Source organism: Streptomyces sp. NPDC026417 (assembly GCF_055567695.1).
This window is the reverse complement of record NZ_JBVHPY010000004.1, coordinates 249,273-264,744: the sequence shown is the minus strand read 5'-3', so window position 1 is coordinate 264,744 and position 15,472 is coordinate 249,273. Positions and strand designations below refer to the sequence as shown.

Genomic DNA, 15,472 nt, shown 5'->3' with positions numbered 1-15,472 from the left:
GCCGCCACCGCACGCGGACCGGCATGTCCGCGCCCACAGTGACCTCACCGTGTACGGGAGGCAAGGCCATGGGCGACAAGGCGAACGCACACCCCGGAGCCGCCGGCAGGGCTACGGCGGCCGACCACCCCGCGTCCGTACGGAATGTGGTGCTGGTCGGCCACAGCGGTTCCGGCAAGACGACGCTGGTAGAGGCTCTCGCGCTGACCGCGGGAGCGGTGAACAGGGCGGGCCGTGTGGAGGACGGCGGCACCGTCTCCGACTACGACGAGATCGAGCACCGGCAGCAGCGCTCGGTGCAGCTCTCCCTGGTCCCCGTCGACTGGGACGGGTACAAGATCAACATTCTGGACACCCCCGGATACGCGGATTTCGTCGGGGAGCTGAGGGCCGGTCTGCGCGCCGCGGACGCGGCCCTCTTCGTCGTCTCGGCCTCGGACGGGGTGGACGGCTCGACCCGGATGGTGTGGGAGGAGTGCGCGGCGGTCGGCATGCCGCGGGCCATCGTGGTCACGCACCTGGAGGCCGCCCGCGCCGACTTCGAGGAGATGACCCGCATCTGCGCGGAGGCCTTCGGCGCGGACGATCCCGACGCCGTCCTGCCGCTGTACCTGCCGCTGCACGGGCCGCAGGGGCCCGACGGGCACGCACCGGTCACCGGACTGATCGGGCTGCTGTCGCAGCGCCTGTTCGACTACTCCTCCGGCGAGCGCAAGGAGTCCGAGCCGGGCCCCGAGCAGCTGCCGCTCATCGAGGAGGCCCGCAACCGTCTGATCGAGGGGATCATCGCCGAGAGCGAGGACGAGACCCTCATGGACCGCTATCTCGGCGGCGAGGAGATCGACCTCAAGACGCTCGTCCAGGACCTGGAGCGGGCCGTGGCGCGCGGGACCTTCTTCCCCGTGCTGGCCGCCGCCCCCGCCGCCGCGGGCGCCCGCCAGGGCCTCGGCACGGTGGAGCTGCTGGAACTGATCACCGGCGGTTTCCCCACTCCCCTGGAGCGCGCCGCGCCCGCGGTCACCACCCCGGACGGAGGGGCGCGCGAGATCGGGACCTGCGATCCGGACGGCCCCTTGGTGGCGGAGGTGGTCAAGACGGCCAGCGACCCCTACGTGGGGCGCGTCTCGCTGGTCCGGGTCTTCTCCGGCACCCTGCGTCCCGACGAGACGGTGCACGTCTCCGGGCACGGGCTGTCCGACCGCGGCCACGAGGACCACGACGTCGACGAACGCATCGGCGCCCTGTCGGCACCCTTCGGCAAGCAGCAGCGCACGCTGTCGCACTGCATCGCGGGCGACCTCGCGTGCGTGGCGAAGCTGAACCGGGCGGAGACCGGGGACACGCTCTCGGCCCGGAGCGACCCGCTGCTCATGGCGCCGTGGCAGATGCCCGACCCGCTGCTGCCCCTGGCCATCGAGGCGCACAGCAAGGCCGACGAGGACAAGCTCTCGCAGGGGCTGGCGCGGCTGGTCGCCGAGGACCCGACCATGCGGCTGGAACAGAACCAGGACACCCACCAGGTCGTGCTGTGGTGTCTGGGCGAGGCGCACGCCGACGTGGCCCTGGAGCGGCTGCGGAACCGGTACGGCGTCCGTGTCGACGTCGTCCCGCACAAGGTGTCGCTGCGGGAGACGTTCGCCGCCGGTTCCACGGGACGCGGCCGCCACGTGAAACAGTCCGGCGGCCACGGGCAGTTCGCGGTCTGCGAGATCGAGGTGGAGCCGCTGCCGAACGGCTCGGGCATCGAGTTCGTGGACAAGGTCGTCGGCGGCGCCGTACCGAGGCAGTTCATCCCGTCCGTCGAGAAGGGCGTACGGGCCCAGGCCGCCAAGGGGGTCGCCGCCGGCCATCCGCTCATCGACGTCCGGGTCACGCTGCTGGACGGCAAGGCGCACTCGGTGGACTCCTCCGACGCGGCGTTCCAGACGGCGGGCGCGCTGGCCCTGCGCGAGGCCGCCGCGGATGCCCGGATCCACCTCCTGGAGCCGGTGGCCGAGGTGACGGTCCTGGTCGGCGACGAGTACGTGGGGGCTGTGATGAGCGACCTCTCCGGGCGGCGCGGCCGGGTCGTGGGGACCGAGCAGGCGGGCGGTGGGCGCACCGTCGTACGGGCGGAGGTACCGGAGATCGAGATCGGCCGGTACGCGGTCGACCTGCGGTCGCTCTCGCACGGCACCGCGCGCTTCGACCGCCGCTACGCGCGGCACGAGCCGATGCCGCCTCAGGTCGCCGAGCGGATCCGCGAACAGACGAAGGCGGCCTCGTAGTTCGGGGCCGCTCCGCGTGTCGGCGGCCGGCTTCGGCCGTCCGCCGACGGGAGCCGGGGGCTGCGGATACGCTGATGACCTGATCAAGTTGCGACTCGTTCAAGGCGATGACCTGATCAACAGGTGTGCGAGGCACGGAAGTCGGGAAAAGCCGCAGCAGCGGACGGCGGCGATGGGGGCGGCAGTGGCCAGTGACGGATTCGATTTCAGTCCCGGGGCACAGGTGCCGCTCTCGGGCTCCGCGGGACAGACCGCGGCCACCTACGCCCTGGCATCGGCGGCGTACCGGGACAACGAGGTCGCGGAGATCCTCAAGGCCAACAACGAGTGGCACCAGTCGGTGGTGACCCCCGGCCGCAGGTGGGCGTCCCTGTGGCGGCCGAACCTGGGCGAGGCGTTCGCGCGGGCGGTCCAGGACCGCATGCTGGGCCCCGGCCGCAAGCCGCTCATCCAGTCCTTCGGCACGGAGCCGCAGGTCGTCGTCGAGCACTGCCTCGCCGCGAACCGCATCCGCCGGGAGCGGGACAACTGGCTCACTGCGGTCTGGGTGCTGTGCGGCCTGGTCTTCCTGCCGGGTCTCGTCGTCTGGCTGCTGGTCTTCCAGATCCGGTCGGCGGTGACCAAGCGGGGCGACAAGAGCGCTCCCGCCCTCGCCACGGTCCTGCTCCTGGCGGTGGGCGCCCTCGCCGTGCTCTTCGTGCTCAAGATGCCCTTCGGCGGCTTCTGGGGCTGGTACGCCCGCGCGACCGTCGTGATGCCGGTCGTCGGCTGGTTCTGGGCCAAGCGGATCTGCGAGCGGACGGCGCACGACCTGCGGGACCGATGGGACAGCCTGCTGGCCGGCGGCGGTCTCGGCGCCAAGATCCCCGAGGCGGTGCCGGGCAGCCCCGGCGAGAACGCCGCGGAGCGGCTGCGGCAGGCGCTGGCCCGGCTGAGCGCCGAGCAGCAGTCGAACTCCGTCTTCTACGCCGGTCCCAAGGGCATACTCGGCATGGGCACCCGGTGGGGCAGCTGGCAGCTGGCCGAGGAGCTGGTGCCGCGGGACGCCGACCGCGAGATCCACCCCTTCCGCAGCTGGGACGTCATACGGTCGATCCACGACCAGCTCCGCATGCTGGAGCGCGGCCCGCTCAACACCGGCGGCTTCCCCAAGCCCTCCATCAAGCACTGGGTCGTCACGCCCATCGGTGAGAACGCCAAGGCGGTGTCCAGGCCCGAGGGCACCGATGTGGACGCTTACCAGGTCAGGACCCACGCCATCCAGGACATCTGCAACAAGCAGCAGTTCGGCGGCGGTGACCGGCACTACCTCGGCGTGCAGTGGACGCTCTGGGACGGCCAGCTGGTCCTCACCATGCTGATCACGGTGACCGTGCTGCACGAGACGCTGCGGATCGAGGTGACCGGCCACGCACTGGGCCCGGTCAACTCCCTGTTCACCACCAAGCCCGAGGCGCCCACCAAGGAGGTCGCCAAGTCCGTCAGGTTCTGGGAGACCCGCAAGGTCACCCTGCCCCTGGTCGACACGGACGAGGTGGTGCGCCTCACCGCGCGCGCCCCCTTCACCTGGTATCCGCCGCTGCTGAACTGGCTGGGCGGGACGCTGACCCTCCCCGAGCCGTTCGGACTGCGGCACGCCTGGGCGGACCAGCCCTGGCGGCACCGCTTCATGGCCGACGACGCGCTGCGCGCCGCGACCCCGGTGTTGCGCGTGGTCCACTCGGCGGCGATCAAGGTCCTGGAGGAGAACGGCGTGGACACCGAGAAGTTCGGCAACCGCTCGTCCTTCCTCAGCACCGCGGTCCAGGACGCGACGCCGAGGAAGGCGGACGTGTACGACGCCTAGGAGGCCGTCCGGCGGGACCGCGCCCGGCGGCCCCGCCCCGGTGGGACGCCCGGGCTCCCGAGGGACTGGGCTCCCGCGGGACTAGTCCTGCGTCGGCCAGGCGTCGGCGAGCATCTTCCGGGTGTCCGCCAGCAGCTGCGGCAGCACCTTGGTGTGGCCGACGACCGGCATGAAGTTGGTGTCTCCGCCCCAGCGCGGCACGATGTGCTGGTGCAGATGGGCGGCGATGCCGGCGCCCGCCACGGTGCCCTGGTTCATGCCGATGTTGAAGCCGTGCGCCCCCGAGGCCGTCCGCAGGGCGGCCATCGCCTGCTTGGTCAGCAGCGCCAGTTCCGCGGTCTCCGGATCGGTGAGGTCCGTGTAGTCCGCGACGTGCCGGTAGGGCACGACCATCAGATGGCCGCCGTTGTACGGGTAGAGGTTGAGCACCGCGTACACCTGCTCGCCGCGCCGGACGACCAGCCCGTCCTCGTCGGACTTGGCAGGGATCGAGCAGAAGGGACAGCCGTCCTCGGCACCCGGGCCGGTGGGCTTGTTCTCGCCCTGGATGTAGGCCATCCGATGGGGCGTCCACAAGCGCTGGAACGCGTCTTGCGTCCCCACTCCGATCTGCTGCTCCGGCTCACTCGTCATGAGGTGCAGCATATGACTTCGCCCGTTCGCGGCGTGTCGTCGGGGTTGTGGAAAGCAGGTCGCGGGCCAAGCTGGGCCGGTGGACCCCGACAGCCCCACCGCCCGCTGGGAGCGACGCACCGAGCTGCTGCTCACCTCCGCGTCACTGGCCTTTCTCACCGCCTACGCCTTCCTGGTCCTGGCGCCGGGCGCGGCCACCGGACTACGCGACGTCGCGCTGTCCGTCCTGCTGGCCTCGTGGGCGTTCTTCGCCGTCGACTACGGGGTGCGCTGGCGGCTCAGCGGGCGGCGGTTCGGCTTCGTACGGGCCCACTGGCTGGACACCGTGGTGCTCGTCCTGCCGCTGCTGCGGCCGCTCCGGATCGTCCGCATCTACGAAGCCGTGCAGCACCGGCACGGCCGGCCCCGCCTGACCCTCCACGCGCGGGTGATCGCCTACGCAGGGATCTCCGCCTCCCTGCTCGGCTTCACCGGCGCCCTGGCCGTGTACCAGCAGGAGCGGGACGCGCCGGGCGCGAACATGCGCACGTTCGGCGACGCTCTGTGGTGGGCCTGCTCGACGCTGACCACGGTCGGCTACGGCGACATCGTGCCCGTCACCACGGGGGGACGGATCATCGCCTCCGCCATGATGGCCTGCGGTCTGGCCCTGCTCGGGGCGGTCACCGGCTCGTTCTCGTCCTGGCTGCTGCAGGTGTTCTCCCGCGGGGACGAGGACGGGCCCCCGGCGGGATGAACCTGCCGGGGGCCCGCTCCGTGCGACGTCAGACCTGCGCCCGCTCCTCCACGACCTTCGCGATCTTCGCGATGGCCTCGTCGAGGGGGATGCCGTTCTCCTGCGAACCGTCGCGGTAGCGGAAGGAGACGGCGCCGGCGGCCATGTCCTCGTCGCCCGCGATGACCATGAAGGGCACCTTCTGCTTCTGCGCGTTGCGGATCTTCTTCTGCATCCGGTCCGAGGACGAGTCGACCTCGACGCGGAGGCCCTTCCTCTTCGCCTCGGCGGCGAACTTCTCCAGGTACTCGACGTGGGCGTCGCCGATCGGGATGCCGAGCGCCTGCACCGGCGCCAGCCACGCCGGGAACGCGCCCGCGTAGTGCTCCAGGAGCACCGCGAAGAACCGCTCGATGGAGCCGAACAGGGCACGGTGGATCATCACCGGGCGCTGCTTGGCGCCGTCGGGGCCGGTGTACTCCAGGTCGAAGCGCTCCGGGAGGTTGAAGTCGAGCTGGACGGTCGACATCTGCCAGGTGCGGCCGATCGCGTCCTTGGCCTGGACGGAGATCTTGGGCCCGTAGAAGGCGGCGCCGCCCGGGTCCGGGACCAGCGGGAGGCCCTGCTTCTCGGCGACCTGCCGCAGCGTCTCGGTGGCCTCCTCCCACACCTCGTCGGAGCCGACGAACTTCTCCGGGTCCTTGGTGGACAGCTCCAGGTAGAAGTCGGTCAGACCGTAGTCGCGCAGCAGGTTCAGGACGAAGGTGAGGGTCTTGTCCAGCTCCTCCGCCATCTGCTCCTTGGTGCAGTAGATGTGCGCATCGTCCTGGGTGAAGCCGCGGGCCCGGGTCAGGCCGTGCACGACGCCGGACTTCTCGTACCGGTACACGGTCCCGAACTCGAAGAGGCGCAGCGGCAGTTCACGGTAGGACCGGCCGCGCGCGTCGAAGATCAGGTTGTGCATCGGGCAGTTCATGGGCTTGAGGTAGTAGTCCACGCCCTCGTCGAGCTGCATGGGCGGGTACATGCCGTCGGCGTACCAGTCCAGGTGGCCCGAGGTCTCGAAGAGCTTCCCCTTCGTCGCGTGCGGGGTGTAGACGAACTCGTAGCCCTCCTCCTCGTGACGGCGGCGCGAGTAGTCCTCCATGACCCGGCGGATGATGCCGCCCTTGGGGTGGAAGACCGCGAGGCCGGAGCCGATCTGGTCCGGGATGGAGAACAGGTCGAGCTCGTTGCCCAGCTTGCGGTGGTCGCGCTTCTCCGCCTCGGCGAGGAACTCCAGGTGCGCCTTCAGTTCCTCCTTGGAGGGCCAGGCGGTGCCGTAGATGCGCTGGAGCATCGGGTTCTTCTCGCTGCCGCGCCAGTAGGCGGCGGCGTTGCGCATGAGCTTGAACGCCGGGATGTTGCGGGTGGTGGGCAGGTGGGGACCGCGGCACAGGTCCTTCCAGCACAGCTCGCCGGTCTTGGCGTCGAGGTTGTCGTAGATGGTCAGCTCGCCGCCGCCTACCTCGACGTCCGCGCCGTCGTCGGTCGAGGCCGAGCCCTTGATGCCGATGAGTTCGAGCTTGTACGGCTCCCCCGCGAGCTCCTCGCGGGCTGCCTCGTCGGTCACCACGCGCCGGGAGAAGCGCTGGCCGCGCTTCTGGATCTCCTGCATCTTCTTCTCGACGGCCTTGAGGTCCTCGGGCGTGAAGGGCCGCTCGACGTCGAAGTCGTAGTAGAAGCCGTCCTTGACCGGCGGGCCGATACCCAGCTTGGCCTCGGGGAAGAGCTCCTGCACGGCCTGCGCCATGACGTGCGCGGTGGAGTGGCGCAGGATGTTCAGGCCGTCCGGGGAGGAGATCTCGACCGGCTCGACCTCCTCGCCGTCCCGGACCGCGTACGCCAGGTCCTTGAGTTCTCCCGCGACCCGGGCCGCGACGACCGAGCGCTCACCGGCGAAGAGTTCGGCGGCCGTAGTGCCCGTCGTCACCACGCGCTCTTCCCGCTCGGAATCGCGTTGGATGATCACACGGACGTCTGACACCGGACTCTCCTGCCTGAAGGGGACGCGCGCATCTTCTCCTGCGCACGTCGTAACAAGGGCGATCGTACCGAGCCCGGGGTCCCCTCCGCGAAACGGTTGTGGCCGGCGCCCGCCGCGGGGCTCAGTCGCCGCTGCAGGCCTCCTCGAAGAAGTCCAGGTTCTCCTGGAGCGACTTCATCAGGCGGTCCCGCTCCGCCTCGTCGACCTGCACGGGTACGACTCCGGAGGCGTCCGTCAGTCTGCGGAACCCGCCGCGGCGCTCCAGCCGCCCGTGCACCCGGACCGGGAGCCCGACCAGATGCGCGTGCCCGGCGATCCGGTACGCCTCCTCGTCGAGGACCGCCCGGACGTACGGGACCTCGGCGCCCGCGATCACCCGCAGGCGTACGGAGCCCGCGCCCCGCGCCGTGGACCTGCGCATCCGCACGACGGCGCCGGTGATCCGCACCGGCACGGACGGCTCCTGCCGCAGATAGCGGGCGCCGGCCTCGCGCAGGGCGGGCAGATCGCCGGGCGAGAACTCGACGGGCTCCGCGGGAGCGGCGCAGCCCTCCGGGACACCGGCCGCGGGCGCCCACTCGACGGCGATGCGGGCACCCTCGGTACCCCGGACGAGGGACACCAGGGCCTCCGTGAGCTCGTGGCTGACGCCGGCCTCGACAGCCGCGTCGAAGGCGTCCATGCCACCGGTGGCCCGCTGGTAGTCGATGGCCTCGCGGGCCGCGTACAGCGCCTGGTGCAGCCGGACGGCGAGCGGCCGCCCCGTCGCCACCGGAACGAACGCGGTGAGCCGGCGGCCGTCGGGTGCGGCGCCGACGAGGACGCTCTCCAGCGAGGCAGCGGCGGGCCGCCGGTGCCGGGCGCCGTAGTAGCCCGCACGCGCGCGGGCGGCCAGCGCGCCGGCCAGCAGCATCTGCCGGGCCGCCGCCCGCAGCTGCTCCTCCACCGTCCAGGGCGCCGCGCCCACGGGCCCGGCCGGGGTGTCCCGCCACCACCTGATCTCGTCACTGGGCACGGCGAGGCCGACCAGGATGTCGCGGGCGGACGGGGACGCGCTGCGGGACAGCGCGAGGAGCGCCTCGCCCAGCAGGTCGTCGCTGTCCGGGAAGGCGCGGCTCTCCGGCACCAGCAGGCTCGTGCCGCCGCCCCCGGGCCCCGGCGGCGTCCAGCGGCCGTAGCGTCCGGCGGCTCCGCCGCGCCGCTGCCAGCCGTGCCGGTGCAGCAGGGCGCCGAGCACGGCCGGATCCACCCGGCCGGGCTCGGGTGTCCGGTCGTGGCAGAGGTCCCCGGGGTGGGGCCTGACCGGTCGCGGGGGTTCGTCGATGGGGCGGTGTGTCATGGTCTGCCTCCCGTCCCGACGCGCGTCATGATCTCGCACAGGGCCCGGTCGTCGAAGATGCGCGCGGTCGGAATCCGGACGGTGGTCCTGCGCCGGCCGGTGACGGCGTGGCCGGCGAGGTTGATCCAGTAGCAGCAGTGCCGCAGATCGAGGCGGTCGTGCCCGGCCCGCAGCCACTGGTCCTGCGACCGCGGGACGAGCATCACGACCAGGATCTTGTGCACCGAGACCGGGGTGCGGGCGAGCTTCGCCAGATGCGCGTTGTCGAGCGTGAAGGAGAAGGCGGGGCCCGGCGGGTCCGGCGGGATCTGGTACGTGCACTTGAGCTGCACCTTGATGGTGACTTCGTCGTCGACCGTGTGCCCCGGGGCGCTGTGGCTGACGTGCCAGTCGATGCCGTTGTCCGGGAAGGGCTGGGACAGGGAGCAGCCCGCTGCGGCCGCGACGGCATGGAGATAGCCGACCTGGAGCGTCTCCATGCAGGCGGTGGTGGCGAGAGAGCCGCGATGAGGTGCCGTCCGCTGGGGCAGCAGCCCACCCCGCTCGGGCTGCGCGATGGCCATGTCCGACAGCCTTCCGAGCCAAGTGTTTCCCCACTGCGGGCCGCTGAACTGCAAAGACCCGTACCTCTGTTGTCTCCTTCCGGCGTACGTCGCAAACAGCCCGGGTATCACCGGAACGGGCAGAGGACGGTGCGTCAGCTGCCGTGGGTGAGCGAGGAGTTGGGACTATGACGTGCTGGTACGAGGGCCCCCTGGCCGCGTTCGACACGGAGACGACGGGAGTGGACGTCGAGACCGACCGGATCGTGTCGGCCGCGCTCGTCGTGCAGGACGCCCCCGGCGCCCGGCCGAGGGTGAGCAGGTGGCTGGTGAGCCCGGGTGTGCCGGTGCCGGAGGAGGCGACGGCGGTGCACGGGCTGACGGACGACCATCTGCGGCGCAACGGCCGCTGGCCGTCACCGGTGATGGACGAGATAGCCAGGGAGCTGGGCGAGCAGGCCGCGGCGCGCCGCCCGCTCGTGGTGATGAACGCGCCGTTCGATCTGACGCTGCTGGACCGGGAGTTGCGCCGTCATCGCGCGTCGTCGCTGGACCGCTGGTTCGAGTCGACGCCGTTGCACGTCCTCGACCCGCGGGTCCTGGACAAGCATCTGGACCGCTACCGCAAGGGCCGCCGCACCCTCGGCGACCTCTGCGCGCACTACGGCGTGGAGCTGGCGGGCGCGCACGACGCGGCGGCCGACGCGCTGGCCGCGCTGGACGTCGCCCGGGCGGTGGGGCGGCGCTTCGCGGCCCGGCTGGAGCGGCTCTCGCCGGCCGAGCTGCACACGCTGCAGTCGGTGTGGCACGCGGCGCAGGCCCGCGGCCTGCAGGCCTGGTTCGCGCGCAGCGGGACCCCGGAGGTGGTGGACCCGGCGTGGCCGCTGCGCCCGGAGCTGCCCGCGGCGGCGTGAGCGGACTTGCGCGGCACCGCGCGCACGGGCCCGCGGGCATGCGCGTGCGTACGGCATCCGGGACGCGGTGCGGGAACCGGGGAGAACAGAAAAACCGGTCCGTCGATGACGGACCGGCTTTCTCCGGGTGGGCGATACTGGGTTCGAACCAGTGACCTCTTCGGTGTGAACGAAGCGCTCTCCCACTGAGCTAATCGCCCGGGAACGCACCGAACAATACAGGTCCCGGCGGGTCTCGTTCAAACCGCTCGGAGGTACGCGCCGAGTCCGCGCCGTCCGGCCCGCATCATCAGCGCGTGATTGGCCCGGAAGACGGGCCGTCCCGGCACCGCGAGCCGGCGCATCAGGGGCTTGTTCACCTCGACCTCCTGGTCGTACCGGGCCCGGGTGAGGGGACCGTCGGCGGTGAGCGTCCAGCGGGCCCACCCCTCCAGGTCGCCGGTCATCTCGATCTGCAGGACGCCGGCCGCGGGGTCGCGCCTCACCTCCCTTGCGGTGAAGACCAGGTCGTAGGGCACGACCGAGCGGATACGGATGGTGCCGCTGGTGTCGTCGATCCGGTTCACCTCGCGCACCTGCGGCCACCAGCGCGGGTAGTCCTCGGCCCGTTCGAGGGCGGCGTAGACGTCGGCGAGCGGGGCGGGCAGGACCCACAGGCTGCGGAAGCGGTAACGGCACCAGTCCATGTGCCGAGTCTGCCCCGCGGGGATTTGAGTACGGCGTGAGTACGCGCACTCATGCCCGCCGCAGTGACGGGGACCACACTCCGGAGCATGACCCACATTCCGCCCCCGGCCGAGGAGTTGCGGCTCCTCGACGCCGAGCTGTGGCAACTCGACGCCCGTCGGGCCCAGTTGCTGGCACGACGCACCTGGCTGCTCGGCGTGCTCGCGTCGGCGGCCATTCCGGCGCCGTCCGCGCCTCCCGCGATGCCCGCGGCCCGCCGTCCCGAGACCACCGCGCGCGGCGTGCAGAACCTGCTCCTGCTGCTCGGCGGGGCGCTGCTCACCGTCGCCGCCTTCGCGTTCACCCTGGTCAGCTGGGGGGACCTGGGGATCGCCGGGCGGGCTTCGGTGCTGGGTGCGGTGACGCTGGCCGCGCTGGGGGCGCCGGTGCCGCTGCTGCGCCGCGGGCTGCGCTCGACCGCCGAGTCGGTGGCGGGCCTCGGGCTCGCGCTGACCGTGCTCGACGCCTACGCGCTGTACGAGGTCGCGTTCCGTGACCGGGACGGCCTCGGCTACGCGGCTCTCGCGTCGGCGGCACTGGCCGCGCTGTGGGCCGGGTACGGGCACGGCCTCCGTGCGCTGCCCGGGACGGGCGGTCCGGGTGCCGCGACGGTCACCGGGTCGCCGCTGCGCCTGCCCCTGCCGGCGGCTCTCACCGCGGCCCAGCTCCCGCTGCTCCTGTGGACGGTCGCGACGGGAGCCGGCGTCCGTACGGTGACGGCGGCCCTGCTGGTCACGGCCGCGCTCGACACGGCGGTGGCGCTCCGGGTCGCCGTGCGGCCGGTCCGCGTGGTCGCCGCCGTCGGGGCGTACGGCACCGGCGTGTGGGCCACCCTGGCGGCCGGTCTCCTCTCGTGGGAGGCGACCGGCCCGGGCGCCGCCGCCCGTGCGGCGGCGCTCCTTCTCCTCGCGGCGGTGATCGCGCTGACCGCGGCCCGGCGCGTGACCGTTCCGCACGCCACCGGCCTCGCCCTGGCGGGCGGCGTGGTCACGGTCGGTGCGCTCGGTGGCGTCCTGCGCGGGTGGCTGCCCGACGCGTGGACGGTCCCGGGCTTCGTGGTCTGCGCCGTCGCGCTCGCGGCGGTCGCCCGGGCCGCCTCCCCCGGGCCGCTGCGCCGCGGGCCGGTCCTGGCCTCCGTCGCGGTGCAGGCGCTCGCGACGCTGTGGGCACTGCCGGTGGTCGCCGTCGCCCTGGTGGGTCCGGTGGGCCGGGTGGCGGACATCTGGTCCGGTGTCCCGGCGGACGCCCGCGTCGCGGTGGCGCCCGACGGCTTCTGGCCGGTGCACGCCACGGCTGCGCCGCTCGTGCTCGCCGTGGTCGCCGGGTTCCTGGCGTTCGCGGCGCGCGGTACGGCGTATCAGGACAGGGCGTGGGCCGGTTCCCTCGTGCCGGCCTGGGCGACGGTGTTCACGCTGCCCGCGACGCTCGAACTGCCCTATGCGGCAGCGCTGTCGATCCAGGGGCTCGCGACCGTCGCGGCGCTGGGGGCAGCGGCGTACGCCCGTCCCGCGGCGTCCGCCTCGGCTCCGCTCCCCCTCGTGGGCCTGCTTCTGGCGCTCGTCGGCTCGCTGAGCCTCGTCCTCCTCTCCCTGGCCGCCGAGGCGGCGACCCTGACCGTCCTCGCGGTGCTCGCGGCGCTGTTCGCGGCGGCCGCCGGGCGACCGCGCCTCGGACCGGTCGCCGCCCCCGCCTCCCTCGTCTGCGTCACGGCTTTCGCCTGCGCCCTCGGCGCATCCGCGGGCCGGCAGCCGGAGCACACCGCGCTGCTCGTGCTGGTGGTGCCGGTGGGTGCGGCGCTGCTGGCCGCCCGCACCGCCGGGTCGCCGCTGACCGTGCCGGTCGAGGTGACCGGAGCGGCCGCCGCACTGCTCGCCGTCGGCCTCTCGGCCGGGGACGCGCGGATGCTGGCGCTGCTGCTCGCGCTGTGCGGGGTGATCGCCGCGGGCACCGCGGTCCGCGCGGACCGCAGGGGTGTCGGCTACGCGGCCGCGGCCCTCTTCGTGCTGGCCACCTGGGTCCGCCTGGCTTCCTGGGACGTCGGCGCGCCGGAGGCGTACACGCTCCCGGTGACGCTGCCGGCCCTGCTCGTGGGAGCGGTCCGGCGCCGCACGGACCGCCGGGTCTCGTCCTGGACCGCGTACGGGGCGGGCCTTTCGGTGACGCTGGTGCCGAGTCTGGCGGCGGCGTGGGCCGACGCGCACTGGCCGCGTCCCCTGCTGCTGGGCGCCGCGGCGCTGGCGGTCACGCTCGTCGGCGCCCGCCACCGTCTGCGGGCCCCGCTCGTCCTCGGCGGCGGCGTGCTCGTGCTGGACGCGCTGCACGAACTGGCCCCGTACATCGCCCAGGTGGCCGACGCGCTCCCCCGTTGGGTGCCTCCCGCACTCGCCGGTCTGGTGCTGCTCGCACTCGGTGCGACGTACGAGCAGCGGATCAGGGACGCGCGGCGGGTGCGGGAGGTGCTGGGGAGGATGCGCTGAGGCGCCCCCGGCGGGCGGGCTGTCGGCGTAGTGCTGCACGCCGTGCCGGGTGCCGAGGCCGGCCCACTCGCCGAGGTGGTGGACGTCGACCTCACCGGTGTGCCGGGTCATCGCCTCGGCGAAGCGGAAGATGTCCGCGCGTCCGGAGCGCAGGTGGGCGAACCAGAGCCAGAGGTCCGGGGAGAGTTCGGAGTTGTCCCAGGCGTAGCCGCCGACGTCGTAGCGCCACTGGTGCCGGACTCGACGAGCGTCACAGCGGTTCCCATCAGGCGGCCAGGGCGGTCTTCGCCTCGGAGCAGAACTGCTTGACCGCGTCGGACACCTTGGCCTTGCCCTGCGACATGTCACCGGCGATGCGCAGGAAGGCGGCCTCGACCGTGTCCGCGCCGGCCGGGTGCGGGGTGACGGTCCCGAGGACCCCGGCGGCCGCGGTGTCCTCCTCGTATGCGGCGATGGCCTTGTTGGGCGCGTCCGCCGGCTCGTACGCGTCGAACTGGTCGGTGGTGGCGAGGATGCCGCGGTCGTGCCCATGATCTTGCCGACCTCCGGGTCGTGGACCATGAAGTCGATGAACCGGGCCACCTCCTCGGGGTGCGCGGTGCGGGCGGAGGCGCTGAGCATCAGCGAGGCCAGGTACTGGCCCGTCTCCTTGCCGTCGGTCGTCGGGATCGGCGCGAGACCGTAGGTGCTGTCGCCCTCCGCGGAGTAGCGCACCGTGAAGTTGTCCCAGGTGAACTCGGCCGCCGCGAAGCCCGCGGAGAGCGCCGACTCGGGTGCGACCTGTGCGACCTTCCTGGGATCGGTGACGATGCCGGCCTTCACCCGGCTGTACCCGTCCGCCCACCACTCCGTCAGATCGGTCTGCCGGAAGCCGAGTCCGCCCTCGGTGAAGAACGCTTTTCCGTTCTGCCGCAGATAGAGGTCGTAGAGATACATGATCCCGAAGTAGCCGGTGTCCCCCGCCACTTTCTGGGTGTCGTGGATCCTTTTGAGCGCGGCGAAGTACTCGTCCCAGGTCCAGCCCTCCTCGGGCTCGGTCCCGGCCTTCTCGAAGAGCTTCTCGTCGACGACAAGTGACATGGTGTTGGATCCGACCGGAATACCGAGCTGCTTTTCGTCGACCCGGCCGACCTTCTCGACACCGGCACGGAGTTGTCGAGGCTCAGGGTCCCCGCGTCCATCTGGGACTTGAGATCGAGGAGGACGCCCCTCTTGTCGCACTTCCGAAGGAATCCGACGGCGTTCTGGAATACGTCCGGCGGATTCCCGCCCGCGGCCTGGGTCTGGAACTTCTCCCAAAAGGCCGCGTAATCCTGGAAGTCGGCCTTCACCTTGATCTTCGGGTGCTTCTTCTCGAAGAGCTCGATCGAGCGGTTGATCTCCTGGGCCCGGGTGTCCGCACCCCACCAGGCGTAACGGATCGTCACCGGCCCGTCCCCGGAACCGCCGTTGCCACCGCAGCCGGTCGCGGCCGTCAGCCCGGCCGCGGCCAGCGACGCTCCGACCGCCTTGAGGACCGTACGCCCTCCACGCTCCTGCGAATCCCCACAGTCGAACCCTCCTCGTGCCACCTCGGCCGCTTCATGAATCGTTTTGAGTAAGCGCTTGCTGGCACAAGGTACGGAGACCCCCGGGGCGCGTGAATGATTCGGACAGGAATCGCCGGCGGGCGTCGCGCCACCGTTTCGGAGCCCTCCGTCCGGGGCGCCACCTGCGCGGTTCGACCGTGCGGGTCGGGCGCTCGTGGCCGACGGGCCGAACGCCGGCCCCCTCGGGGCGCCTGCGATCCCGGCCGAAAATCCCCCGTCGGCCGGGATGCCACCCGGCGCCGGAGCAGGAGTCGACGGTTCCGCAATGACCGAGCGTGCGGGCCCGGTCCCGGCGGGAGCGGCGCGGGTGCGGTCACGGACGGCTCGGCAGGGTCACCCCGCGGGGCCGCCAGCGGCCGGCCACCGGGGCGGAAGGGCACCGGCACACCGGGCGAAGG

The 15,472-nt window shown here is 72.4% G+C and carries 10 protein-coding genes, 1 tRNA gene and 2 pseudogenes; 5 read left to right on the top strand and 8 right to left on the bottom strand.

Going from position 1 to position 15,472, the window contains the following annotated elements; all coding sequences use genetic code 11:
• The first annotated feature begins 68 nt into the window (after positions 1-68).
• Both ACZ4NT_RS08865 and ACZ4NT_RS08860 read left to right on the top strand, forming a co-directional pair.
• Positions 69-2,267 (top strand): elongation factor G-like protein EF-G2, encoded by a 2,199-nt coding sequence (locus ACZ4NT_RS08865; RefSeq protein WP_121404367.1) that lies wholly within the window; start codon positions 69-71, stop codon positions 2,265-2,267.
• Positions 2,268-2,439: 172 nt separating this feature from the next.
• Positions 2,440-4,113 carry a hypothetical protein gene (locus tag ACZ4NT_RS08860; RefSeq protein WP_121404365.1) on the top strand — a complete coding sequence of 558 codons (1,674 nt, stop codon included), beginning with the start codon at positions 2,440-2,442 and terminating at the stop codon, positions 4,111-4,113.
• Between the two features lie 81 nt (positions 4,114-4,194).
• Here the strand turns inward: ACZ4NT_RS08860 and ACZ4NT_RS08855 are convergent, their stop codons facing one another.
• A complete protein-coding gene (locus tag ACZ4NT_RS08855) occupies positions 4,195-4,758 on the bottom strand; it encodes an HIT family protein (RefSeq protein WP_121404363.1) in 564 nt (187 codons plus the stop codon).
• A 67-nt stretch (positions 4,759-4,825) separates the two neighbouring features.
• Here ACZ4NT_RS08855 and ACZ4NT_RS08850 point away from each other — a divergent pair, with 67 nt between their 5' ends.
• Positions 4,826-5,482 (top strand): potassium channel family protein, encoded by a 657-nt coding sequence (locus tag ACZ4NT_RS08850; RefSeq protein ID WP_121404361.1) that lies wholly within the window; start codon positions 4,826-4,828, stop codon positions 5,480-5,482.
• Between the two features lie 28 nt (positions 5,483-5,510).
• Here ACZ4NT_RS08850 and thrS read toward each other — a convergent pair whose 3' ends face one another.
• From thrS to ACZ4NT_RS08835, 3 genes are all read right to left on the bottom strand, one after another.
• Positions 5,511-7,487 carry a threonine--tRNA ligase gene (gene thrS / locus ACZ4NT_RS08845; protein ID WP_467724395.1) on the bottom strand — a complete coding sequence of 659 codons (1,977 nt, stop codon included), beginning with the start codon at positions 7,485-7,487 and terminating at the stop codon, positions 5,511-5,513.
• Positions 7,488-7,608: 121 nt separating this feature from the next.
• On the bottom strand, positions 7,609-8,826 hold the full coding sequence (locus ACZ4NT_RS08840; protein WP_467724393.1) for a hypothetical protein: 1,218 nt from the start codon (positions 8,824-8,826) through the stop codon (positions 7,609-7,611).
• Entirely contained in the window at positions 8,823-9,389 is a 567-nt protein-coding gene (locus tag ACZ4NT_RS08835; protein WP_121404355.1) for a DUF4365 domain-containing protein, read from the bottom strand. Before ACZ4NT_RS08835 ends, ACZ4NT_RS08840 begins: the two co-directional genes overlap by 4 nt.
• Before the next feature lie 167 nt (positions 9,390-9,556).
• Here ACZ4NT_RS08835 and ACZ4NT_RS08830 point away from each other — a divergent pair, with 167 nt between their 5' ends.
• Positions 9,557-10,282: an exonuclease domain-containing protein gene (locus tag ACZ4NT_RS08830; protein ID WP_467724391.1), complete on the top strand. Its 726-nt coding sequence runs from the start codon at positions 9,557-9,559 to the stop codon at positions 10,280-10,282.
• A gap of 128 nt (positions 10,283-10,410) precedes the next feature.
• Here the strand turns inward: ACZ4NT_RS08830 and ACZ4NT_RS08825 are convergent.
• Both ACZ4NT_RS08825 and ACZ4NT_RS08820 read right to left on the bottom strand, forming a co-directional pair.
• A tRNA-Val gene (locus ACZ4NT_RS08825) sits at positions 10,411-10,482 on the bottom strand.
• A gap of 39 nt (positions 10,483-10,521) precedes the next feature.
• Positions 10,522-10,968: an SRPBCC family protein gene (locus ACZ4NT_RS08820; RefSeq protein ID WP_121404825.1), complete on the bottom strand. Its 447-nt coding sequence runs from the start codon at positions 10,966-10,968 to the stop codon at positions 10,522-10,524.
• An 87-nt stretch (positions 10,969-11,055) separates the two neighbouring features.
• Here ACZ4NT_RS08820 and ACZ4NT_RS08815 point away from each other — a divergent pair, with 87 nt between their 5' ends.
• On the top strand, positions 11,056-13,485 hold the full coding sequence (locus tag ACZ4NT_RS08815) for an SCO7613 C-terminal domain-containing membrane protein (RefSeq protein WP_467724389.1): 2,430 nt from the start codon (positions 11,056-11,058) through the stop codon (positions 13,483-13,485).
• A gap of 30 nt (positions 13,486-13,515) precedes the next feature.
• Here ACZ4NT_RS08815 and ACZ4NT_RS08810 read toward each other — a convergent pair.
• Together ACZ4NT_RS08810 and ACZ4NT_RS08805 are read right to left on the bottom strand one after the other, a co-directional pair.
• Positions 13,516-13,833, bottom strand: a pseudogene (locus ACZ4NT_RS08810) (exo-rhamnogalacturonan lyase family protein); the annotation flags it as partial.
• A pseudogene (locus ACZ4NT_RS08805) lies at positions 13,751-15,056 on the bottom strand (extracellular solute-binding protein). The pseudogenes ACZ4NT_RS08805 and ACZ4NT_RS08810, both read right to left, overlap by 83 nt.
• Positions 15,057-15,472 lie beyond the last annotated feature (416 nt).

What these genes read in the sequence shown, in the direction of transcription:
- ACZ4NT_RS08865 (WP_121404367.1), top strand. Translation starts at nt 69, where the DNA reads ATGGGCGACAAGGCGAACGCACACCCCGGAGCCGCCGGCAGGGCTACG.
- ACZ4NT_RS08860 (WP_121404365.1), top strand. Translation starts at nt 2,440, where the DNA reads ATGGGGGCGGCAGTGGCCAGTGACGGATTCGATTTCAGTCCCGGGGCA.
- ACZ4NT_RS08855 (WP_121404363.1), bottom strand. Translation starts at nt 4,758, where the DNA reads ATGCTGCACCTCATGACGAGTGAGCCGGAGCAGCAGATCGGAGTGGGG.
- ACZ4NT_RS08840 (WP_467724393.1), bottom strand. Translation starts at nt 8,826, where the DNA reads ATGACACACCGCCCCATCGACGAACCCCCGCGACCGGTCAGGCCCCAC.
- ACZ4NT_RS08835 (WP_121404355.1), bottom strand. Translation starts at nt 9,389, where the DNA reads ATGGCCATCGCGCAGCCCGAGCGGGGTGGGCTGCTGCCCCAGCGGACG.
- ACZ4NT_RS08830 (WP_467724391.1), top strand. Translation starts at nt 9,557, where the DNA reads ATGACGTGCTGGTACGAGGGCCCCCTGGCCGCGTTCGACACGGAGACG.
- ACZ4NT_RS08820 (WP_121404825.1), bottom strand. Translation starts at nt 10,968, where the DNA reads ATGGACTGGTGCCGTTACCGCTTCCGCAGCCTGTGGGTCCTGCCCGCC.
- ACZ4NT_RS08815 (WP_467724389.1), top strand. Translation starts at nt 11,056, where the DNA reads ATGACCCACATTCCGCCCCCGGCCGAGGAGTTGCGGCTCCTCGACGCC.